The organism is Burkholderia sp. Ac-20379 (assembly GCF_017104645.1).
Lineage (GTDB): Bacteria > Pseudomonadota > Gammaproteobacteria > Burkholderiales > Burkholderiaceae > Burkholderia.
In genome coordinates this window covers 1-24,063 of sequence record NZ_JAAGPF010000096.1, presented here as the reverse complement: position 1 = coordinate 24,063, position 24,063 = coordinate 1, and the positions used below count along the sequence as shown (strand labels likewise).

Here is a 24,063-nt window from a genome sequence, read left to right as displayed (position 1 = left end):
CGCGCTGCTGGCCGGCGCGCCGCACGCGTGGCTCGTCACGAGCTCCGAGGGCGTGCGCAATCTGCACGAATTGGCCGCCGATCACCTGACTTCCGCCGAAACCGCAGCGCTCAAGCACGCCCCGGTCGTGACGCCGCACCCCCGTATCGCGGACACGGCGCGGGCACTCGGGTTTGATACGATTACGCTGTCCGGCGCGGGCGACGAACGCATCGTCCGCGCATTCCGAACGTTGGCCGACTCGGCCGCTCACGCGGCGCAAGCCGCATCGGTGCCCTCCCGCATGACAGATACCAACGATTCCAGCAAGGCTTCCACGCCGGGTACCGGCAGCGCCGCCGCGCGTCCTGCCGCACCGGCCACGCCCCCCAATCAACCGTTCACGCCGTTCGAGGCCAAGCAGCCGCGCCGTTCCGGCGGTACCGCCGGCGTGCTGCTGTGGTGCCTCGTGGTGGTGCTCGCCTGCGGCGCCGGCGCGGGCGGCTTCGTGCTGAACCGCAAGATCGAGAAGCTCGACCAGGCCACGCTGGCGCGCCAGAAGGCCGCCGACGCCGCCACCGCCGACGTGCGCACGCAGTCGGCCCAGGCGCTCGCGCAGGCGCATCAGATGGACGAGCAGGTCGCGCAGTTCGCGGGCAAGCTCGCCGACGCGCAGGCGCACCAGGAAGCGCTGCAGCAGCAATACCAGGATCTGTCACGCAACCGCGACGCCTGGCTGCTCGATCAGGCCGAGCAAACGCTGCAGGGCGCGAGCCAGCAACTGCAATTGACGGGCGACACGCAGCTCGCGCTGGTGGCGCTGCAGAACGCCGATTCGCAACTGGCGACCTCGCAGGGTGCGCAGGCGATCGCCGTGCGCAAGGCGATCGCGCAGGACATGGACAAGCTCAAGGCCGCGCCGTCCGTCGATCTGACCGGCATGGCGATCAAGCTCGACGACGCGATCGGGCGCATCGACGCGCTGCCGCTGTCGGGCGAAGCGCCGATCGCGCGCGCCGCGCCGCGCACCGCGCATCCGGGCGACGTGGCGAGCGAAGCCGCCGCCACCGGCCAGCCGAGCTGGAAGATCTGGTGGCGCGACATCACGGCAGGCATCGGCGCGCAACTGACGAGCCTCGTGCAGGTGCGCCGCATCGACAACGCCGACGCGATGCTCAATTCGCCCGAACAGGGCTACTTCGTGCGCGAGAACGTCAAGCTGCGTCTGCTGACCGCGCGCCTGTCGCTGCTCGCGCGCAACGAGCCGGCCATGAAGTCGGATCTGCACGCGGCGCAAGCGGCGCTCGCGCGCTACTTCGACGCGTCGTCGAAGGACACGCGCACGGTCGAGGATCTGCTCAAGCAGGTCGACGCGGCCTCGATCGCGGTGCCGGTGCCGAACCTGAACGGCAGCCTGTCCGCGATCCAACAGTTCAAGAGCCGGGGGTGACATGACGCTGCGAGGAATCCTCTGGCTGGCCGTGCTGTTCGCGATCGCGGTGGCGCTGGCCACGGTCGGCCGCTTCGACGGCGGGCAGGTGCTGATCGTCTATCCGCCGTATCGCGTGGATGTATCGCTGAACCTGTTCATCGTCGCGATCGTCGTGCTGTTCATCGTGATCTACGCCGTGCTGCGCATCGTGCGCAACATCTGGCGCATGCCGCATCGCGTGGCCGCCTACCGTGCGCGGATGCGCAACGAGAAGGCGCAGGGCTCGCTGCGCGACGCGATCGGCAACCTGTACGCGGGCCGCTTCTCGCGCGCCGAGAAGGCCGCGCGCGATGCGCTGGCCGTCGATACGAACCGGAACGCCGCCGGCCTGGTCGGCGCCGTGGCCGCGCACCGCATGCACGAGTACGCGCGCCGCGACGAATGGCTCGCCAAGGTCGATGCGAACGAATGGCAGGAAGCGCGTCTGCTGGCCACCGCCGACATGCGCGCCGAGGCGCGCGACGCCGAGGGCGCGCTGGCCGCGCTGGCCGAAATGCAGGCGTCGGGCGGCAAGCGCATTCATGCGCAGCAGGTCGCGCTGCGCGCCCAGCAGCAGTTGAAGAACTGGGCCGAGGTGCTGAAGCTCGCCAAGCTGCTCGAAAAGCGCGACGCGCTGCATCCGGCCGCCGCGGTGCGCATGCGTCAGCAGGCCGCCGAACATCTGCTGCGCGACCGCCGCCACGACGCCGATGCGCTGCTCGAGGTCTGGCAATCGCTGTCGGCCGTCGAGCGCCAGTCGCCGCGTCTGGCCGATCTGGCCGCCGAATTGCTGGTGGCGCTGGAGCGCCAGCCCGAGGCGCGCCGCATCGTCGAGGATGCGCTGGCGCATCACTGGGATGCGCGCCTGCTGCGCCGCTATCCCGACACGGCCGGCGTGGATGCGCTGCCGCTGATCCAGAAGGCCGAAGGCTGGAAGCGCGATCATCCGGACGACGCCGATCTGCTCGTCGCGCTGGGCCGGCTTTGCGAGAAGCAGCAGCTGTGGGGCAAGTCGCAGTCGTTCCTCGAAGCGGCGCTCAAGCTGTCCGACAACGACGCGCTGAAGGTGCGCGCCCATCGCGCGCTGGCGCGCCTGTTCGAAAGCCTCGGCGACGAGGAAAAGGCCGCGCGCCACTACCGCGAAAGCGCGCTGGCGATGCAGGTCGGTTGACGCGCGGCGCTTCGCGGCCTCGCATCAAGCAAAACGGCAGCCCTCGGGCTGCCGTTTTTCATTAGTACGGCACGCGAATCAGCGGTTGACGAGCGACTTCGGCACCGACAGCGCCAGCAGGCCGCCGAGCACGAGAAATGCGGCGAGCATGACCATGCCCGCGCTGTTGCTGCCCGTGGCCTGCTTGAGCCAGCCGATCATGTACGGGCTCAGGAAGCCGGCCAGATTGCCGATCGAATTGACCAGCGCGATGCCGGCCGCGGCCGCGGTGCCGCCGAGGAACGCGGTAGGCAAGCTCCAGAACAGCGGCAGCGTGGTCAGGATGCCGATCGTCGCGAGCGTGAGGCCCACCATCGCAAGCGCCGTCTGGTTCGCCCAGGCCACCGACAGCAGCAGCCCGATCGCGCCGAGCGCGGCCGGAATCGCGACGTGCCAGCGGCGCTCGCGGCGGCGGTCGGCGCTGCGCGCGATCAGGATCATGCCGACCACGGCCGCCGCATACGGAATCGCCGACAGCAGCCCGATCGCAAACGAATCGGTCACGCCGGTGGATTTGATGATGGTCGGCAGCCAGAAGCCCACGCCGTACAGTCCCATCACGAACGAGAAGTAGATCAGCGCCATCAGCCAGACGCGCGGGCTGGCCAGCACGCGGCCCACCGGCGCGTCGTCCTTGAGCGCCTCCTCGGCCTGCACGTTGCGCGCGAGCAGCGCCTTCTCCTCGTCGGTCAGCCAGCTCGCGCCGGCAATGCGATCTTCGAGCCAGATCAGCACCAGCACGCCGACGATGATCGACGGAATCCCCTCGATCAGGAACAGCCACTGCCAGCCGGCCCAGCCGTTCACGCCGTGGAAGCTCTTGAGGATGTAGCCCGACACCGGGCCGCCGATCACGCCCGACAGCGCGATCGCCGTCATGAAGAAGGTGGTCATGCGCCCGCGCCGGTTGGCCGGATACCAGTAGGTCAGGTACAGGATCACGCCGGGGAAGAAGCCCGCTTCGGCGATGCCGAGCAGGAAGCGCATCACGTAGAACATCGCGGGCGTGGTGACGAACATCATCGCCGCCGAGATCAGCCCCCACGTGATCATGATCCGCGCGATCCAGACCCGTGCGCCCACCCGGTGCAGGATGATGTTGCTCGGCACCTCGAACAGGAAATAGCCGAAGAAGAAGATCCCGGCGCCGAGGCCGTAGACGGTGTCCGACAGGTTCAGGTCGGTCGCCATCTGCAGCTTGGCGAAGCCGACGTTGACGCGGTCGAGATATGCCACCACGTAGCAGAGCATCAACAGCGGCGCGAGCCGCCAGGTGACCTTGCGATAGGTGGCCGTCTCGAAATCGGACGGCTGGCCGGGGTAGGCCGGAGCGGTGCTTGCCATGAGGGTTTGTCTCCTGTTTCCTGTTCGTGCGCTGCCTGCGCACTGTGTCGTTGCCGCGCCGCCGGCGTCTTGCGTATTGCATTGGGCGGCGGCGCGGGTTCTGCCTGCTGCGGGGCCGGTCTTTTTTCGTCGACGGTGTTGCGTGTTGCCTACTGCTTATTGCTTACTGCCGATTGCGGAGGGGCCGGCGCTCAGATGCAGCGGCCGCCGTCCACTTCCAGGCACACGCCGGTGATGAATTCGGCGTCGTCGGAAGCGAGACAGAGCGCCGCGTTGGCGATGTCCTGCGGCGTCGAGAGCCGGCCGAGCGGGATCGTCGCGAGAAAGCGCTGGCGGTTTTCGGGCGTGTCGGCCACGCCCATGAATTCGGTCATCAGGCCGGTTTCGCCGAGCACCGGGTTGATGCAGTTCACGCGGATGCGATCGGCGCCGAGTTCGGCGGCCAGCGTCTTGCTGGCGGTGATCATCGCGCCCTTCGTGCTGTTGTACCAGACGAGCCCCGGGCGCGGCCGCACGCCGGCCGTCGACGCGATATTGACGAACACGCCGCCGCCGGCCTGGCGGAAATACGGCACGAACGTCTGCACGCTCCAGAACAGGCTCTTCATGTTGACGGCGTAGACGCGGTCGTACTCGGCCTCGGTCACTTCCAGCACCGGCTTGTTGCGGTGCGTGGTGCCGGCGTTGTTGACGACGACATGGACGCGATGGAAATCTTCCAGCGCCGCGGCCAGCAGCGCCTGCCAGTCGCCGCCCTTCGATACGTCGCCGGCGATCGCGATCGCCTTGCCGCCGGCCACCGCGATCTCGCTGGCCACGCGCTCGGCCGCCGCGCCGTTCAGATCGTTGACGACCACGTTCGCGCCCTCGCGCGCGTAGGTTTTCGCGATGCCTTCGCCGAATCCCGAACCGCCGCCCGTGACGATCGCTGTCTTGCCTGCAAGCCGCATGAAGTGTCTCCGATGTTGGGTGAGTCCTGCGGACGGCGCGCGAACCCGGCCCGCGCGCCGCGTGGTTGCTGTCTTGAAGCGGGGCCGGCTAGCCGTGCCTGAGCGCGATGGTCTTGAGCACCGTGAAGCCGTACAGCGCCTCGAAGCCCTTCTCGCGGCCATGCCCCGAGCGGCCGCTGCCGCCGAACGGCAGCTCGACGCCGCCGCCCGCGCCGTAGTTGTTGACGAATACCTGGCCGGCCCGCACGCGCCGCGCGAGCCGCATCTGGCGCGCGCCGTCGCGGGTCCAGACGCCGGCCACCAGCCCGTAGGCGGTGCCGTTGGCGAGCGCGAGCGCCTCGTCCTCGTCTTGGAAGCGCATCGCGGCCAGCACCGGCCCGAACACTTCTTCCTGCGCGAGGCGGTGCTCGGGCGGCACGTCGCGCAGCAGCGTGGGCGCCTGATAGAAGCCGCTTTCGGGCGCCTCGGGCACCACCTCGCCGTGCGCGGCCATCGCGATGCCGTCGTGCTGCGCGTCGGACAGGAAATCCCACACGCGCTGCTGCTGCTTCGCGTTGATCAGCGGCCCGCAATCGAGATCGGCGCGGCCGGGGCCGACGCGCAGCGCGGCGAACGCGCCCGCGAGCCGGTCGAGCAAAGGCTCGTAGACGCTGCGCTCGATCAGCACGCGGCTGCCGGCCGAGCACGTCTGCCCGCCGTTCTGGACGATCGCGGAAACCAGCACCGGCAGCGCCGCGTCGAGATCGGCGTCGGCGAACACGATTTGCGGCGACTTGCCGCCCAGTTCTAGCGTGACCGGCACGTGCCGCTCGGCCGCGGCCAGCGCGACGAGCCGGCCGGTGTCGGGCGAGCCCGTAAACGAGATGTGATCGATGCCCGGATGGGCCGACAGCGCGGCGCCGGCCTCGTGGCCGTAACCGGTGACGAGGTTCAGCGCGCCGGCCGGCAGCCCGGCCTCGGCGGCGAGCTGCGCCACGCAGAGCAGCGACAGGCAGGCATCCTCGGCCGGCTTGACCACACAGGCGTTGCCGGTGGCGAGCGCCGCGCCCACGCTGCGCCCGAAGATCTGCATCGGGTAGTTCCACGGCACGATGTGGCCCGTCACGCCGTGCGGTTCGCGCACGGTCAGCACGGTGTAGCCGGCTTGGTAGGGCAGCGTTTCGCCGTGCAGCTTGTCGGCCGCGCCGGCGTAGAACTCGAAATAGCGCGCGAGCGCGGCGGCGTCGGCGCGGGCCTGCTTGAGCGGCTTGCCGGTATCGCGGCATTCGAGTTGCGCGAGCGCTTCCTGGTGTTCGGCCACACGCTGCGAGAGCCGGTACAGCAGCCGGCCGCGCTCGGCGGCGCTGGTGGCGCCCCAGGCGCCTTCGTAGGCGGCGCGGGCGGCGTGCACCGCGGCGTCGATGTCGGCGGCGTTGCCGCGCGCCAGGCGCGCGAACGGCGCGCCGTCGGACGGATCGATGACGGCGAGCGTCTCGCCGTTCGCGGGCGCGACCCATTCGCCCGCGATGAAATGCCTTGCCTCTTCCATGCCTGCTCCCGGCTCGTTGGTATCGATGCGTGATTCAGGTGCTGCGGACGATGCGTGCGGCTACGGCCGCGCACGGTCCATTTGATCGCGCGCCGGGCAAGTGTGCGCCGAACTTCGTCCGAGCGCCATCGGGTGATTGGCTATAATGGCGGCTCCTCGCGGAGGCGTGCCCGCCCGGCGGTTGCCGCGCCCCGTCCCGATTTCCCATCGTCATGCAGAGAGCGCTCATGAGCTTCAGCAATGTTCCGGCCGGCAAGGATCTGCCGCACGATTTCAACGTGATCATCGAAATTCCGGCGCAAAGCGATCCGGTCAAGTACGAGGCCGACAAGGATCTCGGCCTGCTCGTGGTCGACCGTTTCGTCGGCACCGGCATGCGCTACCCGGTCAACTACGGTTTCATCCCGCAGACGCTGTCGGGCGACGGCGATCCGGTCGACGTGCTGGTCATCACGCCGTTCCCGCTGCTGGCCGGCTCGGTCGTGCGTTCGCGCGCGCTGGGCATGCTGCAGATGACCGACGAATCGGGCGTCGACGCGAAGCTGATCGCCGTCCCGCACGACAAGGTCTGCCCGATGACGGCCAACATCAAGTCGCTCGACGACGTGCCGGCCTACCTGAAGGATCAGATCAAGCACTTCTTCGAGCAATACAAGGCGCTCGAGAAGGGCAAGTGGGTGAAGGTCGAAGGCTGGGCCGACATCGACGCCGCCCACAAGGAAATCACGGAAGGCGTCGCGAACGCGGCCAAGTAAGCTTGCCCGGCCGGGCGCGCGAGCGCGCCGGCCCGCCGTGCGAAACCGCGCGAGCCTCGTTATCGGGGCCGCGCGGTTTTTTCATGGGCGCGTGGACGCGGGGAGTCAGGACGACGTTCGAGGGCGACGGGCGGCGCGGCGTGTTGCGCTGACGGGAGGCAGGGCGTCGACGGGCGCTGCCGACACGATGGCGGCGGTTCCGGCAACGGCCGATTCGGCCGGCTCGACCGCCGCAGCGGCGATCTCCGCAGCGACAATCTCCGCCGCCGTCGCCGTATCGGCCGCGTCATCCGCCGCCTCGGCTTCGACCGCCACCACCGGCAACACCGATTCCAGCGTGCGCTGCCCGCTCGCCAGCGCGCGCTTCTGCACCGGCGTGAGCCGCTTGACCCAGTATTCGGCGCGCGAGGCGCTCGAGCGGTCGGCCAGCGGAAACCACGCCAGCACGGCGCGCGGCTTGCGCGCACGCGTGTAGCGCGCGCCGGTGCCGTTGGCGTGCTGCGCGAAGCGGGCGTCGACATCGGTCGTGATGCCGGTGTAGACGCTGCCGTCCTCGCATTCGATCAGATAGAGAAACCAGGACATGGCGGAGCGGGGGACGCGAAGCCGTCAGTGTCTCAGAAAAGCCGCGCCGTTCATGCGCCGCCGCCGTCCTTGAACGGGTTGTGCTCGCGCAGTTCGTCGACGTAGGCGTGGATCTGACCCGTCTCGCGCTTGAGAAATTCGCCCACCGCATCGGCGAAGGCCGGGTGCGCGAGCCAGTGCGCCGAGTGCGTGACGGTCGGCATGAAGCCGCGCGCGAGCTTGTGCTGGCCCTGCGCGCCGCCCTCGAAAGCCGTCAGCTTTTCGTCGATGCAGAATTCGAGCAACTGGTAATAGGCCGTTTCGAAGTGCAGGCACGGCACGTGTTCGAGCGCGCCCCAGTAGCGGCCGTACAGCGTGCCGCCGCCGGCCGGATCGCGCCGGTACACGGCCAGCGCGCTGGCGATCGGCTTGCCGTCGGCCTCGGCGATCACCAGCAGCAGGTTCTCGGGCATCGTCTCGCCGATGCGCCGGAAGAAATCGAGGTTCAGGTACGGGCTCGAATGATGCTCGCGGTAGGTTTGCCGGTAGCAGCGCGAGAAGAAGCGCCAGTCGTCGTCGGTGGCGTCCTCGCCGCGCACGCGCCGGAACGTGACGCCGGCCTCGGCCACCTTGCGCCGCTCGGCGCGGATGTTCTTGCGCTTTTTCTGTTCGAGCGTGGCGAGGAAATCGTCGAAGTGCCGGTAGCCCTGGTTGAGCCAGTGGAACTGCACGCCCTCGCGCAGCATCATGCCCATTTCGGCCAGCAGCTTGGCTTCGCCGGCGGTCGGAAACAGCACGTGCAGCGACGACACCTCGCTCTGCTCGGCCAACGCCACCAGCGTGGCGGCGAGCTGGCGGCGCGCGGCGTCGTTGGCGGCGATCAGGCGCGTGCCCTGCACCGGCGTGAACGGCACGGCGCACAGCAGCTTCGGGTAATACGGCACGTTGTTGCGTTGGTAGGCGTCGGCCCAGGCCCAGTCGAACACGTATTCGCCGTACGAGTGATGCTTGGCGTAGACGGGCGCGGCGGCCGCCAGCGCGCCGCTCGTCTCGTCGGTCAGCACCAGGAAGTTCGGCGCCCAGCCCGATTCGTCGACGGCGCAGCCGGTGGCGTGCAGCGCGGCCAGGAATTCGTGGCGCAGGAACGGCGTCGGGTGCGCCTGTTGCTCGAGCAGGGCGTTCCATTCGGTGGCGTCCGTTTCGAGCGGAGAGCGCAGGAGCCCCATGCGATAATCGTTGCGTTCGTGTTTCAACCGTCTGACATCCGTTTCGTTCGGCGTGCGCGCAACCTGCGCGGCGCGCCGGTGATGCGCCGGCAAGGCGCTTGTCACGCGGCCCGCGAGGCCGCGCAGATTCCGTCATGAAAACCCGTATCGCTCTCGCCCAACTCAACGTCACCGTCGGCGATTTCGCCGGTAACGTCGCCCGGATCGTCGATGCCGCCCGCGCCGCGCACAAGGATGGTGCGCATCTGCTGGTTGCGCCGGAACTGGCGCTGTCGGGCTATCCGCCGGAAGACCTGCTGTTGCGGCCCGCGTTCTACGCGGCGGCGGCCGAGGCGCTGGCGGAACTGGCCGCGCGCCTCGCGCCGCTCGACGGCCTGGCCGTGCTGGTCGGCCATCCGCTGCGCACCGCCAGCGCCGATGGTAAAGCAAACGGCCCGATCGAGCGCGGCGCGAACCCGGTGGATTGCTGGAACGCCGCGTCGCTGATCGCCGGCGGCCAGATCCGCGCCACCTACCGCAAGTACGAGTTGCCGAACACCGAGGTGTTCGACGAGAAGCGTTATTTCGCGAGCGATCCGCAGCCGTGCGTGTTCGAGCTGAACGGCACGCGGTTCGGCGTGGTGATCTGCGAGGACGCCTGGCACGCGGCGGCGTCGCAACTGGCCAAGGCGGCCGGCGCCGAGGTGCTGCTGGTGCCGAACGGCTCGCCCTATCACATGAACAAGGACGCGGTGCGCGTCGACATCCTGCGCGCGCGGATTCGCGAGACGGGCCTGCCGATGGTCTACGTCAACCTCGTCGGCGGCCAGGACGAGCTCGTGTTCGACGGCGGCTCGTTCGTGCTCGACGGCGCGGGCGACATGGTCGCGCGCATGGCGCAGTTCGAGGAAGGGCACGCGATCGTCGAATTCGACGGCGCGCGGCCCGTGGCGGAAACGGCGCGGATCGCGCCGGCGCTTGCCACCGAGGCGCAGGTCTACCGCGCGCTGGTGCTCGGCGTGCGCGACTATATCGGCAAGAACGGCTTTCCGGGCGCGCTGATCGGCCTGTCGGGCGGCGTCGATTCGGCGCTGGTGCTGGCCGTGGCCTGCGACGCGCTCGGCGCCGATCGCGTGCGCGCCGTGATGATGCCGTCGCGCTACACGGCCGGCATCTCCACCACCGATGCCGCCGACATGGCGCGCCGCGTGGGCGTGCGCTACGACGAGATCGCGATCGCGCCGATGTTCGATGCGTTTCGCGGCGCGCTGGCCGCCGATTTTGCCGGCCGCGAGGAAGACGCCACCGAGGAGAACATCCAGGCGCGGATTCGCGGCACGCTGCTGATGGCGCTGTCGAACAAGTTCGGTTCGATCGTGCTGACCACCGGCAACAAGAGCGAGATGGCGGTCGGCTATTGCACGCTGTACGGCGACATGGCCGGCGGCTTCGCCGTGATCAAGGACATCGCGAAAACACTCGTTTACCGCCTCTGCCATTACCGCAACGGCGCGGCCGAGTTCGGCAAGACCGACGTGATCCCGGAGCGGATCCTCACGCGCGCGCCGTCGGCCGAGCTGCGCGAGAACCAGACTGACCAGGACAGCCTGCCCCCGTACGATGCGCTCGATGCGATCATGCGCATGTACATGGAGGAAGACCGGCCGCTCGCGCAGATCGTCGCGGCCGGCTACCGGGAGGCGGACGTGCTGCGCGTCACGCGCCTCATCAAGATCAACGAATACAAGCGGCGCCAGGCGCCGATCGGGATTCGCGTCACGCACCGGGCTTTCGGCCGCGACTGGCGCTATCCGATCACGTCGCGCTTTATCGAGCGACTCGACTGACGGGGCGCCGCGCGTAGAATCCGTCTCAGTCGTCCCCTTATCCGGAGCATCATCATGAAACGCATTACCGCCATCATCAAACCGTTCAAGCTCGACGAAGTGCGCGAGGCGCTGGCCGAAGTCGGCCTCACGGGCCTCACCGTGACGGAAGTGAAGGGCTTCGGCCGTCAGAAAGGCCACACCGAGCTGTATCGCGGCGCCGAGTACGTGGTCGATTTCCTGCCGAAGATGAAGATCGAAGTGGTGGTCGCGGCCGATCAGGTCGACCAGGTGATCGATGCCGTGATCGGCGCCGCGCGCACCGGCAAGATCGGCGACGGCAAGATCTTCGTGTCCGACGTGGAGCGCGTGATCCGCATCCGCACCGGCGAGGAAAACGAAGCGGCGGTCTGAGCGCCGCTGCCGCTGCGGCGGCAGCGTTCGTCCCGTCAACGCCAACGGCCCGGTCGATCCGGGCCGTTGGCGTTTCTGTTTCCGCGCGGGCTGCGCGGAAAACCGGCGCCCAATAAAAAACGGTGCGATACCCGTTGGGGTACCGCACCGATACGCGCCTCTCGCAGCAGCGTGAAACTGAGGATCTTGGTATGTCGCGGGTCGCCGTTAGGCGCCGGCGATCAGAACAGGTGCTGAATGCCTGCGTACACGCCCGTTTGCGAGCCGCCCGGATGCGGGTTGCCGGTTGCCACGGCCGTGCCCGACGGGTTCGCGTTCAGGCCGAAGTTCGCCGTCTTGCTGTTGCGCAGCGTGGCCGCCTGGATGTCGAGCAGCGTGCGCTTGGACAGGTTGTACGAGCCGCCGATCGTGTAGATCGTCGCGTTGCCGCCGCCGTTGTTCGCGTTCACGTGATACACCGCCGCGATGATCGCCGCAGCCGGCGTGGCTTGCCACGTCACACCGCCCCACGCCTGTTGCGTCGACGTGATGCCGGCGTTGCCTGCCGGGCCGGCGCTGTCGGCGTGCGACGTCTGATAGGCCGCTTGCAGCTTGAATGCGCCGAGGAACACGTTCGCGCCGATGAAGTATTCGCGCGAGTTGTTGAACACGTCGTCGAACTTGCCGTTCACGCCGTCGCGCGTTTCGTCGAACAGGCCGCGGATCTGGAACAGCGAATTCGTGTAGGTGACCTGCAGGCCGTCGCTGCGGCCTTGGCTGCCGGTTGCGCCCGTGCCGCCGTTGAAGGTGGTCTGGTTCGACAGCGAGTATTGGCCGTAGGCGTCGAAACCGTACAGGTTCGGCGATTGGTACGAAATGTTGTTGCTGGTCTTGTTCCAGTTACGGCCGCGCACCAGCGATGCCGTCGACCAGTTCGATTGACCGAACGGATCGAAGTCCCACACGCCGTTGGCGATCGCGAGTTCGCGACCCAGCAGCAGCGTACCGAGCGCGTCGTTCGAGATCCCGACCGTCGCGAAACGATCCCAGATCGTGCCGCTGGTACCCATGTTGCCGTTCATCGTGTTGAACGCGCCTTCCAGGTGGAACAGGACCTTGTAGCCGCCGCCGATATCTTCGGTGCCCTTGATACCCCAGAGGCTGGTACCCCAGTCGCCGCTTTCCGCGCGAACCGAGTGGCCGGCCTGGCCGCCGTTCAGGTATTCGAGCCCTGCGTCCAGACGACCGTACAGCGTCACGCTGCTTTGCGCATGTGCCGCTACTCCGGCAGTCATCAGTGCTGCCGCGAGCAATGCTTTCTTCATCATCTCCTCCATACCCTGTCAAAAAGTCAACCCACCAACTGCGCACATGCCGGATGTTTGGGATGCATCCGGTCAACATGGGATAACCAGAGAGACCGCGTGCGATGCCGGGTAGGCATTGCCAGGCGTGCGGACTTACCTCTTTGCAGGCCGTTTTGCCGATTGGGCAAAGCCGGGGTCTCCTGTTGTCATGAAGCTAAACTACATTTCACGACTTTCGTTTTGCTACTTTGGTTACTAATTTAGCAAAAATACACTTTGGTGGCGACGAAAATCGTTGTTTGACTAGCTCATGTCGCCAAATTGCCATAAACGCTGCCCGGGAAGCCGCCTAAACGCCGCCCAAAAATAAGACAAGTCCTTGCCGGGCAAGGCGTTCACGGATTCCTCAGAGGTGGGTCAAGGATTGCCACTATTGACGCCCGAATACGGCGGGCGTACCTCGTTCAGGACTGGAAATCGTTAGCGATCCGTAAAGAAATGACGACGGATTCACGCCGCGCATGAAAATGTTTAGTAGTTTTTAATAAACGAACGGGTGGATTCGTGCGTGACGGCATGCAGACATGCGTCGGCAACGCGATGCGAAAGCGCGGGGGGAACGGGAGAAACGGGGGAGGCGGGTGGGGCGGGGAGCGCCGGCGGCGCGGCGCGAAGCGTGTCGCGCGCGCGGCCGGCGTGAGCGGGCGCTCGGGAAAAACGGCTTACTTGAGGCTGCCGGACAGGAACTGCTTGAGGCGTTCGCTGCGGGTGTTGCCGAACACGTCGGCCGGTGCGCCTTCTTCTTCCACGCGGCCCTGATGCAGGAACATCACGTGGTTCGACACGTTGCGCGCGAAGCCCATCTCGTGCGTGACGACGATCATCGTGCGGCCTTCTTCCGCCAGCTTCTGCATGACCTTCAGCACTTCGCCCACCAGCTCCGGATCGAGCGCCGAGGTCGGCTCGTCGAACAGCATCACGTCGGGGTGCATCGCCAGCGCGCGCGCGATCGCCACGCGCTGCTGCTGGCCGCCCGACAGATGCGACGGATATTGCTTCTCGACGCGCGGCTGCAGACCCACCTTCTCGAGGTATTCGCGGGCGCGTTCTTCTGCTTCGCGCTTCGACAGCCCGAGCACGTTGACCGGCGCTTCCATGACGTTTTCCAGCACGTTCATGTGCGACCACAAATTGAAGTGCTGGAACACCATCGCGAGCTTGGTGCGCACGCGCTGCAACTGCTTCGTGTCGGCCGCCTTCAGCGCGCCGCTCTTGTCCTTCGCGGTGCGCACCTCTTCGCCGTCGACGAAGATGCGGCCGGCGTTCGGCTGTTCGAGGAAGTTGATACAGCGCAGCATCGTGCTCTTGCCCGAGCCGGAGGAGCCGATCACGCTGATCACGTCGCCGGCGTTCGCCTTCAGCGAAACGCCCTTCAGGACTTCGTTGCTACCGTACTGCTTGTGCAGATCGTCGACGAAAAGCTTGTGCATCTTGGAATTCATCAGGAGTCCTCGCGCCTTTATTTGCCTTGCGGGCGCAGGTAGGCGAGCCAGCGTCGCTCGGCGCAGCGGAACAGCCACACGAGCGTGAACGAGATCGCGAGATAGAGGAGCGCGGCGATGCCGAACGCGTGGAAGGACATGTAGGTGGCCGAATTGACGTCGCGCGCGATCTTGAGGATGTCCGGCACAGTGGCGGTGAAGGCCACGGTGGTCGCGTGCAGCATCAGGATCACTTCGTTGCTGTACAGCGGCAGCGCGCGGCGCAGCGCCGACGGCAGGATCACGCGGCGGTACAGCGTGAAGGTCGACATGCCGTACGCACGCGCGGCCTCGATCTCGCCGTAGTTGGTCGCCTTGATCGCGCCCGCGAAGATTTCGGTGGTGTACGCGCAGGTGTTCAGCGTGAACGCGAGCAGCGTGCAGTGCATGCCGTCGCGGAAGAACGCGTTGAGCATGGCCGTGTCGCGCACCGCGTGCAGGCTGTAGAGGCCCGTGTAGCAGAGCAGCAGTTGCACGTAGAGCGGCGTGCCGCGGAAGATGTACGTGTAGAGCCACACCGCGCCCGACAGCCACTTGCGCTTCGATACGCGCGCGCAGGCGAGCGGCACCGACAGGCAGAAGCCCAGCCCGATCGACACCACCAGCAGCCACAGCGTGATGGCCACGCCCGTGAAGCGATACCCGTCCGTATACAGGTAGTTGCGCCAGTATTCCTGAATCAGTTCGATCATAGGTCAGCCTTGCGGACGCCGGCGGAGTAGCGCTTTTCCAGCCACATCAGCACGAAGTTCGAGATCGTCGTGATCGCGAGGTAGATCGCCCCCGCGAGCAGCGTGAAGAAGAAGAAACGCAGCGTGCCCTTGCCCGCGTCCTGCGATGCCTTGACCACGTCGGCCAGGCCGATGATCGAGACGAGCGCGGTGGATTTGACGAGCACCTGCCAGTTGTTGCCGATGCCGGGCAGCGCGAAGCGCATCATCTGCGGGAACATCACGCGCGTGAACACCTGCCAGCTCGACATGCCGTAGGCCGCGCCCGCCTCGAGCTGGCCGCGCGGCACCGAGAGGAACGCGCCGCGGAAGGTTTCGGTGAAGTAGGCGCCGTAGATGAAGCCGAGCACCAGGACGCCGGCCGCGAACGGGTCGATGTCGATCTGGTCCCAGTTCATCAGGTCGGTGAGCTGATTCAGCCAGATCTGGATGCTGTAGAACAGCAGCAGCATCAGCACCAGGTCGGGCACGCCGCGAATCAGCGTGGTGTAGAGCGTGCCGATGCCGTTCGTGAGGCGGTTGCGCGAGAGCTTGGCGCCCGCGCCGAGCAGCCCCAGCACGAACGACAGCGCCAGCGACAGCACCGCCAGCTTGACGGTTTGCCAGGTGCCCGAAAGTATCAGCGGGCCGTAGCCGGAAAGAAACATATGAGGTCCTTGACGGCGCATCGTGTGCGCCGCGAAAGACGCGTGCCGCAGGTCGGCGGCACGCCCCGTGCTTGTGTGTCGGGCCGTCCGGTGATTCCGCCGGGCGGCGTTCGACTTCCTCGTGCCGGGCGGGCCGCGCCTCGTAGCGCGGCGGCCGCTCCGGCCGAAACGTGGTTACTTCGCCGAATACACGCTGAACGAGAAGTACTGGTGCGACAGCCTGTCGTACGTCCCGTCCTTATGCATCGCGGCGAGGGCGGCGTTGATCTTCGCCTTCAGATCCGTGTCCTCCTTGCGCAGGCCGATCGCCGTCCCGTCGCCGATCGTCTTCGGATCCGTCACTTCCGGGCCGGCCCACGCGAAGCCCTTGCCGCGCGGCGTGCGCAGAAAGCCGTAGTCGGCCTGCAATTCGTCCTGCAGCGCGGCGTCGAGCCGGCCCGTTCCCAGATCGGCGTAGACCTGATCCTGGTTCTGGTACGGCACGATCGTCACGCCTTGCGTTTCCCAATACGTCTTCGCGTAGGTTTCCTGCGTGGAACCCTGCTCGACGCCGACGCGCTTGCCCTTCAGCGACGCCACGGTCGGCCGCAGCGGCGAACCGGCCTTGGCGATCATCCGCGCGGGCGCGTCGTACAGCTTGTCGGAGAAGTCGATCTGCTCGCGGCGCTTGTCGGTCACGGTCAGCGACGACACGATGACGTCGAACTTGCGTGCCTTCAGCGCCGGGATGATGCCGTCGAGATCCTGCGCGACCCACTTGCAGCGCACCGCGATGCGCGTGCAGATTTCCTTCGTCAGATCCACGTCGAAGCCGACGATGTCGCCGTTCTTCGCCACCGATTCGAACGGCGGGTAGCTGGCGTCGACGCCGATGCGGACCGTCTTCCATTCCTTCGCGAAGGCGCTGCCCGCCATCAGGGCGAGCGCTGCGCACAGGGCGAGCTTCTTCATCTGTTTCCTCTTGCGACGCTGACAGGCCGGCTGCGGCCGGTCGCTCGCCGGCCGTATTCTAGACAGCCAAAATTCGGTGACGGCGGCTTCGGCGCGCGGTCGGGCGAGGCCCGGCCGGCCAAAAGCGCAGCATTTTACCCGAGCCGGCGGCGCGCAAGGTCGAATCGGTGCTCGGGAATGTGCCGGGGTGCCGCAAGGCGGCGCGGGGCGGGAGGCGGCGGGCGGGGCAGCGGTGCGAATCGGCCGGAATGCCGGACGATGCAACGTGTTGGCGAGGTAATGCGCGGACATGGACGGAAACCGGCCGCGCTCGCGCGGGACGCGCAAAAACAACGGAACGGGGCGGCCGCGCGCGCGGACCGCCCCGTTCCAGGGTTCGGCCGGCGCGGGTTCGATCCCGCGCCGGCCGCGGCAGGCTTACTGCGCCGGCGCCGAAGCGGCGGCCGCCTTCTCGGCGTGGCGATGCGCCCAGTGCGCCTTCATCTTCTCGTGGCGCGCCTTCATCTTGGCGAAATCGGCCTTCAGCGCCGTGCTGACCTGCGTCTTCTGCGCGTCGGTCAGGCCGTCGTAGAACGCCAGCCAGGCCTTTTCCGTCTGCTGATGCAGTTGCGCGTTCTGCTGGAACACCTGATCGCGCGCGGCCTGCATCGCGTCGAGATCGAGGATCGGCTGGCTTTGCGCGGCGTCGAACTGCGAGCGCGACTGCTCGAAGTTCTTGCGCATCGCATCGCGGTTCTGCTTGGTGGTGGCCTCGGCCGCCTGGTATTGCTGCTCCTGCGCCGGCGTCAGCTTCAGTTGCGCGTGCAGGCGCTTGAACACTTCCAGCGGGCCGCCGTGATGGCCATGGTGGTGCATGCCCGGGCCGCCGTGCGGGCCGTCGGGCGGCGGCGGGGCCGAGTCGGCCGCGTATGCGGCGGCGCCGAAGGCGAGGGCCAGAACGGAAGCGGCGGCGATAGCCACACGGGACGTCTTCTTATACATTGCGATGACTCCTGGTCGAATGGGATCGTCGACACGGCGGCGGGCCGGCTGGCGCCGCCTGTTGCCGCATCGGGTAAGACGCAGCGTAGCCAAGCGCCTCCGATACCGTGTTACCTCCGGCCTGCCCGCGTTTACCGCGCATTACATCTGCCTTGCGTGGTAATTCGCAGTAACCCATTCGCGAAGATGTTTCAGCCGCCTTCCCCAACCCGCACGGTAAACTTCACGCCATGACTACCCAGATCCTCATCGTCGACGACGACCAAGAACTGCGCGACCTGCTGCGCGACTACCTCGTGCGCCAGGGCATGGAGGTGTCGGTGCTGCACGACGCCGCCTCGCTCGAAAAGCGCCTCGAGCGCGAACGCCCCGATCTGATCGTGCTGGACCTGATGATGCCCGGCGTCGATGGCCTGACCGCGCTGCGCCAGTTGCGCGCGGCCGGCGACGACATCCCCGTGATCATGCTGACGGCGCGCGCCGACGACGTGGACCGCATCGTCGGCCTCGAACTCGGCGCCGACGATTACCTCGGCAAGCCGTTCAACCCGCGCGAGCTGCTGGCGCGCGCCCAGGCGGTGCTGCGCCGCCGCCGCGCCACGCCGTCGGCGGCCGCGCCCGAGCAGCGCGAGCCCTATGGGTTCGGCCGCTTCGTGCTCGATTTCCAGGCGCGCACGCTGTCGGTGGACGGCAAGCCGGCCACGCTGTCGAGCAGCGAATTCGCGCTGCTGAAGATTTTCGTCAACAACGCGCTGCGCACGCTGACGCGCGAGCGCCTGCTCGAACTGCTGCACGGCCCCGAATACGACGGTACCGACCGCGGCATCGACGTGCAGGTCTGGCGTCTGCGGCGGATCCTCGAAAGCGATCCGTCCACGCCGCGTTTCATCCAGACGGTGCGCGGGCGCGGCTACGTGTTCGTGCCCAACGGCGAGGCTCATGCGCAGACCCATTGATTCGCTGTTCGGGCGGCTTGCGCTCCTCGTGGTCGGCGTCCTGCTGCTGTCGCATTTCGCCTGGTTCCTGGCGATCCGTCTCGACCGCAGCGAGGCGCAGACGCGCTACGCGGTCGAGGAGGCCGCGTTCCTCGTCGACGCCGTGCGCCAGCACGTCGAGCGCACGCCCGACCTGCCGCTGCCGTCGCGCGTGCGACTCGTGCCGCCCGGCGCCGCCGACGTGCCGCAGAGCGAACCGGACATGCCGCCGCCGCTGCGGCACTTCATCGAGGATCTGCGTGAGCGCATGACGCCGGGCACCGAGGTGCGCATCGGCCCGCCCGGCAAGCCGCCGATGCTGTGGGTCAAGGAGCCGACCGACAAGAACTGGATCGTGGTGCCGGCGCAGCCGCTGCATCCGCGCCGCTCGCGCGACCGCATGATGCTGTGGCTCGGCATGATCTTCGCGGCGGCGGTGATGGCCGCGTTGTTCGCGGCCTGGCAGCTTCAGCAGCCGCTGCGGTCGCTGGCGCGCGCGGTGGCGCGCTTCGGGCGCGGCCTGCCCGTGCCGCCCGTGCGCGAGAAGGGGCCGCGCGAGCTGCGGCAGCTCACGCGCGGTTTCAATCACATGGTGGAGCAGGTGTCGCGGGCCGAGAACGACCGGGCCGTGATGCTGGCCGGCGTGGCGCACGACCTGCGCACGCCGCTCGCGCGGATGCGCCTGCGCGCCGAGATGATGGACGATGCGCGCTTGCGCGACGGCGTGGTGCGCGACGTCGATTCCATGTCGCACATCGTCGATCAGTTCCTCGTGTTCGCGCACGGCGGCGAGGATCGCAGCGAGGTGGTGGCGGTCGATCAGGCCTGCGAACGGATGGCGCGCACCTATCGTGCGGTTGCGCCCAACGCGGCGCCGGTGGAAATCGCGCTGGCGGCCGGGCCGGGCTTCCGGCTGCCCACCGCCACGCTGGACCGGATTCTCTCGAACCTGCTCGACAACGCGCACGCCTACGGCGCACCGCCCGTGCGGATCGCCACCGAGCGCACCGCCGAAGGCTATGTGCTGACGGTCAGCGATCACGGCAAGGGCATCGCGCCGCGCGATCTGGCGGACGCCACGCGGCCGTTCGTGCGGCTCGACCCGGCGCGCGGCGGCAACGGCCACAGCGGGCTGGGCCTCGCGATCGTCGAGCGGCTCGTGCAGCGCGTGGGCGGCCAGTGCCGGATCGGCAATCAGGAGCAGGGCGGCTTGCGGGTGGCGATGGCGTTTCCGTTCGGTGCAATGCCGAAACCGGAGCGGGAGCCGGCGGACGCCTGACGCGGCGTGGCGGGAAGTGAACTACGGCGGAAATACGACGCGGAATCACGCAGAATCCGCGGAATACGGCAAACCAGCCGGCCGGCGCCGGGCAGGCGGCCTGGCCGCTTGCCCGATGCCGCCCCGGGCGCGCCTACTCGCCGAACAGCGTGCCGAGCGTTTCCGCGGCGTGGCTGTCGATGGTGTTGTAGGTGACGCTGGTCGCCTCGAAGATATACAGCGTGGTGTATTTGCCGAGCCGTTCCAGGATTTCGTCCTGCAACGATTCCGGCACGATGTTCATATTCAGATACCACGCCGTCGACGACAGCCGCGCCTGGAACGCGCCGTATTCCTGCATCAGCGTATAGAACGCATCGGCGTCCTGATCGCGGCATACGATAACCAGATTTCCTGCCATTCAGCCCTCCTGCTTGTGACGTTCGATCTTGCGAAGCAAACCCGATCATACCTGCTTCGCCGCGCACACTCGGAAGCGGCATGCCGAACGGCCGATGCGGCGCCTGTTGCTTCCTTGCCCGGGCGGGTTTCCCCGCGTCCCGTATCACGGCATAATTCGGCCTGCATCGCACCCGACACGTTGCAACCCGCTTGCAGCTTCTTTCAGTCAGCTCGCATTCCAGCCGTTTTGCGTGAGGTTCGTCCGCCGTTGACGCGGGATGTGCGCACGTTGCGTGCCGCGCGCTTGTGCCTGTCATTCGGTGTGGTGTAGTGTCTGCCGTCGTTCGCCGGCCCGTGGGAAATCCCGCGGCCCGTTGCACGGCGGGGGGCGGGCGGGGCGGCGGTAGCCCACGCCCGGGTGTCGGTCATAAAGAATCGCCGCACGTGCGCGCCGGCCCGGCACGCATGATGGCCTCATATTTCGCTTAGCACGGCCATGCCGGGGAGGGTGCTGATGGATTTTGGTTTCAATCCGAACCGGATCGCGAACGCGAATGCCTCGGCGTGGCGCGTGCTGCCGAACCGCTGGGATTTCATCGCCTTCCCGCTGATCCTCTGCGTCATCGCGATGGCCGCCGTCGGTTTCCATGAAACGATGGCGCCGATCGGCACGCTCTCCACCCAGAAAATCTCGCTTGACCCGGCGAACCTGCCCGAATACGCGTTGCGCACCACGCTGCGCATGCTGGCGGCGATGGTCGCCTCGCTCGTCTTCACGCTCGTCTACGGCACGCTGGCGGCCAAGAGCCGCCGCGCGGGCATGGTGCTGGTGCCGATCCTCGACATCCTGCAGTCGGTGCCGGTGCTCGGCTATATCTCGTTCACGGTCACGTTCTTCCTCGCGCTGATCCCGAGCCGCGTGGCGGGCGCCGAGCTGGCCGCGATCTTCGCGATCTTCACGAGCCAGGCCTGGAACATGACGTTCAGCTTCTACCAGTCGCTGCGCACGGTGCCGCGCGATCTGGACGAAGTCTCGCGCGGCTTTCACCTGACCACCTGGCAGCGCTTCTGGAAGCTCGAGGTGCCGTTCTCGATGCCGGGCCTGGTCTGGAACATGATGATGTCGATGTCGGGCGGCTGGTTCTTCGTGGTGGCCTCCGAGGCGATCACGGTGGGCAACCACACGATCACGCTGCCGGGCGTCGGCGCGTATCTGGCGCAGGCCATCACCGAGAAGAACATGGGCGCGATCGGCTGGGTGATCCTGGCCATGACGGTGGTGATCCTCGCCTACGACCAGTTCCTGTTCCGCCCGCTGGTGGCCTGGGCCGACAAGTTCCGTATGGAGAACACCAGCTCGGGCGACGCGCCCGAATCCTGGCTGCTCGACCTCGTGCGCCGCACCCGCCTGATCCACCAGCTGCTGGTGCCGGCCGGCTGGCTGCTGGCCCGCACGGCGCGCATCCCGTTCCGGCTGCCGTCGTTCGACGCGTCGCGTTTCGCGCTGCCGCGCGTCGAGCGCCAGGCCTCGCGCGCGGCCGACATCGGCTGGTCGATCCTGGTGCTGATCGGCACGGCCTACGTGATCTGGCGCGTGGTGTCGTTCGTCGCGACCGGCGTGACCTGGGGCGAGGTCGGCCACGTGTTCCTGCTCGGCCTCGCGACGCTGCTGCGCGTGGTGCTGCTGATCGCGGTGGCGTCGGTGATCTGGGTGCCGATCGGCGTCTGGATCGGCCTGCGCCCGGCGCTGGCCGAGAAGGTCCAGCCGATCGCGCAGTTCCTTGCCGCGTTCCCGGCCAACCTGCTGTTCCCGGTGTTCGTGATCGTCATCGCACGCTTCCATCTGAACCCGGACATCTGGCTGTCGCCGCTGATCGTGCTCGGCACCCAGTGGTATATCCTCTTCAACGTGATCGCCGGGGCGATGTCCTACCCGAACGACTATCGCGAGGCCACCGCCAATTTCCGCATTCGCGGCTGGCAATGGTGGCGCCAGGCGATCCTGCCCGGCATCTTCCCGTACTACGTCACCGGCGCGATCACCGCCTCGGGCGGCGCGTGGAACGCGAGTATCGTCTCCGAGCTGGTGCAGTGGGGCGACACGAAGATCCAGGCGCACGGGCTCGGCGCGTACATCTCGCAGATGACGGCCGCGGGCGACTACCCGAAGATCATCATGGGCATCACGGTCATGTCCCTGTTCGTGACCTTGTTCAACCGCCTGTTGTGGCGTCCGCTGTACGCCTATGCCGAAGCCAAGCTGCGGCTCGACTGAGACTCATTGAGAGCGAAACGCGATGCAAAATCCGAATGCTGCCCCGACGCCGCCCGTGCCGCCGCGCCTCGGCGACGAGATCCTGAACGTCAAGGACGTCAGCCGTGGCTTCAACAAGACCCAGGGCGAACTGCTGGTGCTCGACGGCGCGAACCTGTCGCTGCGCGAAGGCGAGATCGTCGGCCTGCTGGGCCGTTCGGGCTCCGGCAAATCCACGCTCCTGCGCATCATCGCCGGCCTGATCGAGCCGACCGGCGGTGAGGTCACCTATCTCGGCAAGCCGCTGAGCGGCCCGGCCGAAGGCGTGGCGATGGTGTTCCAGACCTTCGCGCTGTTCCCCTGGCTGACCGTGCTGCAGAACGTGGAAGCGGGCCTCGAGGCGCTCGGCGTGGGCGCCCGCGAGCGTCGCGAGCGTGCGCTGGCCGCGATCGACCTGATCGGTCTCGACGGCTTCGAGAATGCCTACCCGCGCGAGCTGTCGGGCGGGATGCGCCAGCGCGTCGGCTTCGCGCGCGCGCTGGTGGTCGACCCGACCATCCTGCTGATGGACGAGCCGTTCTCGGCGCTCGACGTGCTGACCGCCGAAACGCTGCGTACCGACCTGCTCGACCTGTGGACGCAGGGCCGCATGCCGATCAAATCGGTGCTGATCGTCACGCACAACATCGAGGAAGCGGTGTTCATGTGCGACCGCATCCTGGTGCTGTCGTCGAACCCGGGCCGCGTGATCGCCGAGATCAAGGTGCCGTTCAAGCATCCGCGCAACCGGCTCGACCCGGCGTTCCGCAAGCTGGTGGACGACATCTACGCGAAGATGACGGCGCGCCAGACGGGCGAAGCCACCAAGAAGGGGCTGGAGGCCAGCAGCTGGCTGCCGCGCGTGTCGACCAACCTGATGGCCGGCCTGATCGAGACGCTGGCCGCCGCGCCGTATCACGGCCGCGCCGACATGCCCGAAATCGCGCGCTCGCTGCATCTGGAGGTGGACGATCTGTTCCCGATCGCCGAAGTGCTGCAGCACCTCGGGTTCGCCGACGTGCGCGAGGGCGACGTGTTCCTGACGCCGCCGGCGCGCGTGTTCGCCGAGTTCGGCACGCAGGAACGCAAGATGATGTTCGCCGATCACCTGCTGCGCCACGTGCCGCTCGCGGCGCGGATCAAGAAGGTGCTGAACGAGCGCCCGGGCCATCGCGCGCCGCGCGTGCGCTTCGAGCAGGAGCTGGAGGATTTCCTGTCCGACAGCGCGGCCGAGGAAACGCTCGACGCGGTGATCGACTGGGGCCGTTATGGCGAGATCTTCTCGTACAACGACCAGACCGAAATCTTCAGTCTCGAGGACGTGGAGTCCTGATCGCTGCGGGTTCGGGCGTATGAATTGAGCCGTGCGCGATGCGCGCGAGGTTTTGCGACCCGCGCGCATTCGTTTTTGGGCCGACGCTTATTGCAGCGCGCCCCAGCGCGCGACGGCCGGCTCGGCCGAGGCCCATGTCCAGGCGCCGCCCTGCGGCGTCTGGCAGGCGCTGGCGATGTACCAGGCGGCGTGCTCGCCGTCCTTCACCGAGAACGCGAATTCCTTGCACAGCGCGAGCGGCGTGGAGAACGCACGCGTCACGCGCACCTCGCCCTCGCCGTTGTCGATCGGCAGGCGGTGCTTGACCTTCCATGGGGCGGCCTGACCGACCGCGAGGCCGCCGGCCGCGGTGGCGATCACCGCTTGCTGATCGGCGTGGAAGCCCTTCATGGTGCGGTTCACGGCTTCGTCGGTGGCGGA

The 24,063-nt window shown here is 67.6% G+C and carries 21 protein-coding genes and 1 pseudogene; 9 read left to right on the top strand and 13 right to left on the bottom strand.

All coding sequences use genetic code 11. From position 1 onward, the window contains the following. Together hemDX and G3N92_RS14970 are read left to right on the top strand one after the other, a co-directional pair. Positions 1-1,429: fused uroporphyrinogen-III synthase HemD/membrane protein HemX (hemDX, locus tag G3N92_RS14975; RefSeq protein ID WP_206128312.1), on the top strand; the 1,429-nt coding region annotated here is incomplete at its 5' end. 1 nt (position 1,430) lies between these two features. Beyond that, complete coding sequence (locus tag G3N92_RS14970; RefSeq protein WP_206128311.1) at positions 1,431-2,621, top strand: heme biosynthesis protein HemY; 1,191 nt, start codon at positions 1,431-1,433, stop codon at positions 2,619-2,621. A gap of 78 nt (positions 2,622-2,699) precedes the next feature. On the opposite strand, the gene G3N92_RS14965 is transcribed toward G3N92_RS14970, so the two are convergent. From G3N92_RS14965 to G3N92_RS14955, 3 genes are all read right to left on the bottom strand, one after another. Continuing rightward, positions 2,700-4,004 (bottom strand): MFS transporter, encoded by a 1,305-nt coding sequence (locus G3N92_RS14965; RefSeq protein ID WP_206128310.1) that lies wholly within the window; start codon positions 4,002-4,004, stop codon positions 2,700-2,702. 191 nt (positions 4,005-4,195) lie between these two features. Beyond that, complete coding sequence (locus G3N92_RS14960; RefSeq protein WP_206128309.1) at positions 4,196-4,954, bottom strand: SDR family oxidoreductase; 759 nt, start codon at positions 4,952-4,954, stop codon at positions 4,196-4,198. Positions 4,955-5,042: 88 nt separating this feature from the next. Further along, complete coding sequence (locus G3N92_RS14955; protein WP_206128308.1) at positions 5,043-6,482, bottom strand: aldehyde dehydrogenase family protein; 1,440 nt, start codon at positions 6,480-6,482, stop codon at positions 5,043-5,045. 227 nt (positions 6,483-6,709) lie between these two features. Here G3N92_RS14955 and ppa point away from each other — a divergent pair, with 227 nt between their 5' ends. Next, a complete protein-coding gene (ppa, locus tag G3N92_RS14950) occupies positions 6,710-7,237 on the top strand; it encodes an inorganic diphosphatase (RefSeq protein ID WP_206128307.1) in 528 nt (175 codons plus the stop codon). Between the two features lie 318 nt (positions 7,238-7,555). Here the strand turns inward: ppa and G3N92_RS34950 are convergent. Continuing rightward, positions 7,556-7,822, bottom strand: a pseudogene (locus G3N92_RS34950) (GIY-YIG nuclease family protein); the annotation flags it as partial. Between the two features lie 50 nt (positions 7,823-7,872). Beyond that, positions 7,873-9,054, bottom strand: a complete 1,182-nt coding sequence (locus G3N92_RS14940) for a GNAT family N-acetyltransferase (RefSeq protein ID WP_206128305.1) — start codon at positions 9,052-9,054, stop codon at positions 7,873-7,875. Positions 9,055-9,161: 107 nt separating this feature from the next. Here G3N92_RS14940 and G3N92_RS14935 point away from each other — a divergent pair, with 107 nt between their 5' ends. Together G3N92_RS14935 and G3N92_RS14930 are read left to right on the top strand one after the other, a co-directional pair. Continuing rightward, positions 9,162-10,853, top strand: coding sequence for an NAD+ synthase (locus G3N92_RS14935; protein WP_206128304.1), 1,692 nt, complete (start codon positions 9,162-9,164; stop codon positions 10,851-10,853). 54 nt (positions 10,854-10,907) lie between these two features. Beyond that, on the top strand, positions 10,908-11,246 hold the full coding sequence (locus tag G3N92_RS14930) for a P-II family nitrogen regulator (protein WP_013699037.1): 339 nt from the start codon (positions 10,908-10,910) through the stop codon (positions 11,244-11,246). A 221-nt stretch (positions 11,247-11,467) separates the two neighbouring features. On the opposite strand, the gene G3N92_RS14925 is transcribed toward G3N92_RS14930, so the two are convergent. The 6 genes from G3N92_RS14925 to G3N92_RS14900 form a co-directional block, all read right to left on the bottom strand. Continuing rightward, positions 11,468-12,562 (bottom strand): porin, encoded by a 1,095-nt coding sequence (locus G3N92_RS14925; RefSeq protein ID WP_206128303.1) that lies wholly within the window; start codon positions 12,560-12,562, stop codon positions 11,468-11,470. A gap of 692 nt (positions 12,563-13,254) precedes the next feature. Further along, positions 13,255-14,034: an ABC transporter ATP-binding protein gene (locus G3N92_RS14920; RefSeq protein WP_206128302.1), complete on the bottom strand. Its 780-nt coding sequence runs from the start codon at positions 14,032-14,034 to the stop codon at positions 13,255-13,257. Positions 14,035-14,051: 17 nt separating this feature from the next. Continuing rightward, positions 14,052-14,765 (bottom strand): ABC transporter permease, encoded by a 714-nt coding sequence (locus G3N92_RS14915; protein WP_206128301.1) that lies wholly within the window; start codon positions 14,763-14,765, stop codon positions 14,052-14,054. After that, positions 14,762-15,451 (bottom strand): histidine ABC transporter permease HisQ, encoded by a 690-nt coding sequence (gene hisQ, locus G3N92_RS14910; RefSeq protein WP_206128300.1) that lies wholly within the window; start codon positions 15,449-15,451, stop codon positions 14,762-14,764. Before hisQ ends, G3N92_RS14915 begins: the two co-directional genes overlap by 4 nt. A gap of 174 nt (positions 15,452-15,625) precedes the next feature. Next, a complete protein-coding gene (locus tag G3N92_RS14905) occupies positions 15,626-16,402 on the bottom strand; it encodes an ABC transporter substrate-binding protein (protein WP_206128299.1) in 777 nt (258 codons plus the stop codon). 417 nt (positions 16,403-16,819) lie between these two features. Further along, on the bottom strand, positions 16,820-17,383 hold the full coding sequence (locus G3N92_RS14900; protein WP_206128298.1) for a periplasmic heavy metal sensor: 564 nt from the start codon (positions 17,381-17,383) through the stop codon (positions 16,820-16,822). A gap of 230 nt (positions 17,384-17,613) precedes the next feature. Here G3N92_RS14900 and G3N92_RS14895 point away from each other — a divergent pair, with 230 nt between their 5' ends. Both G3N92_RS14895 and G3N92_RS14890 read left to right on the top strand, forming a co-directional pair. Continuing rightward, positions 17,614-18,339 carry a response regulator gene (locus G3N92_RS14895; protein WP_206128297.1) on the top strand — a complete coding sequence of 242 codons (726 nt, stop codon included), beginning with the start codon at positions 17,614-17,616 and terminating at the stop codon, positions 18,337-18,339. Further along, complete coding sequence (locus G3N92_RS14890) at positions 18,323-19,636, top strand: ATP-binding protein (RefSeq protein WP_206128296.1); 1,314 nt, start codon at positions 18,323-18,325, stop codon at positions 19,634-19,636. Before G3N92_RS14895 ends, G3N92_RS14890 begins: the two co-directional genes overlap by 17 nt. Positions 19,637-19,769: 133 nt before the next feature. On the opposite strand, the gene G3N92_RS14885 is transcribed toward G3N92_RS14890, so the two are convergent. Beyond that, positions 19,770-20,036, bottom strand: coding sequence for a hypothetical protein (locus tag G3N92_RS14885; protein WP_206128295.1), 267 nt, complete (start codon positions 20,034-20,036; stop codon positions 19,770-19,772). A 495-nt stretch (positions 20,037-20,531) separates the two neighbouring features. On the opposite strand from G3N92_RS14885, the gene G3N92_RS14880 reads away from it, so the two are divergent. After that, positions 20,532-22,292, top strand: a complete 1,761-nt coding sequence (locus G3N92_RS14880; RefSeq protein WP_206128294.1) for an ABC transporter permease subunit — start codon at positions 20,532-20,534, stop codon at positions 22,290-22,292. Positions 22,293-22,314: 22 nt separating this feature from the next. After that, positions 22,315-23,643 carry a nitrate/sulfonate/bicarbonate ABC transporter ATP-binding protein gene (locus tag G3N92_RS14875; protein WP_206128293.1) on the top strand — a complete coding sequence of 443 codons (1,329 nt, stop codon included), beginning with the start codon at positions 22,315-22,317 and terminating at the stop codon, positions 23,641-23,643. A gap of 87 nt (positions 23,644-23,730) precedes the next feature. On the opposite strand, the gene G3N92_RS14870 is transcribed toward G3N92_RS14875, so the two are convergent. Further along, the coding region (locus G3N92_RS14870) for a hypothetical protein (RefSeq protein WP_206128292.1) at positions 23,731-24,063 on the bottom strand (333 nt) is incomplete at its 5' end.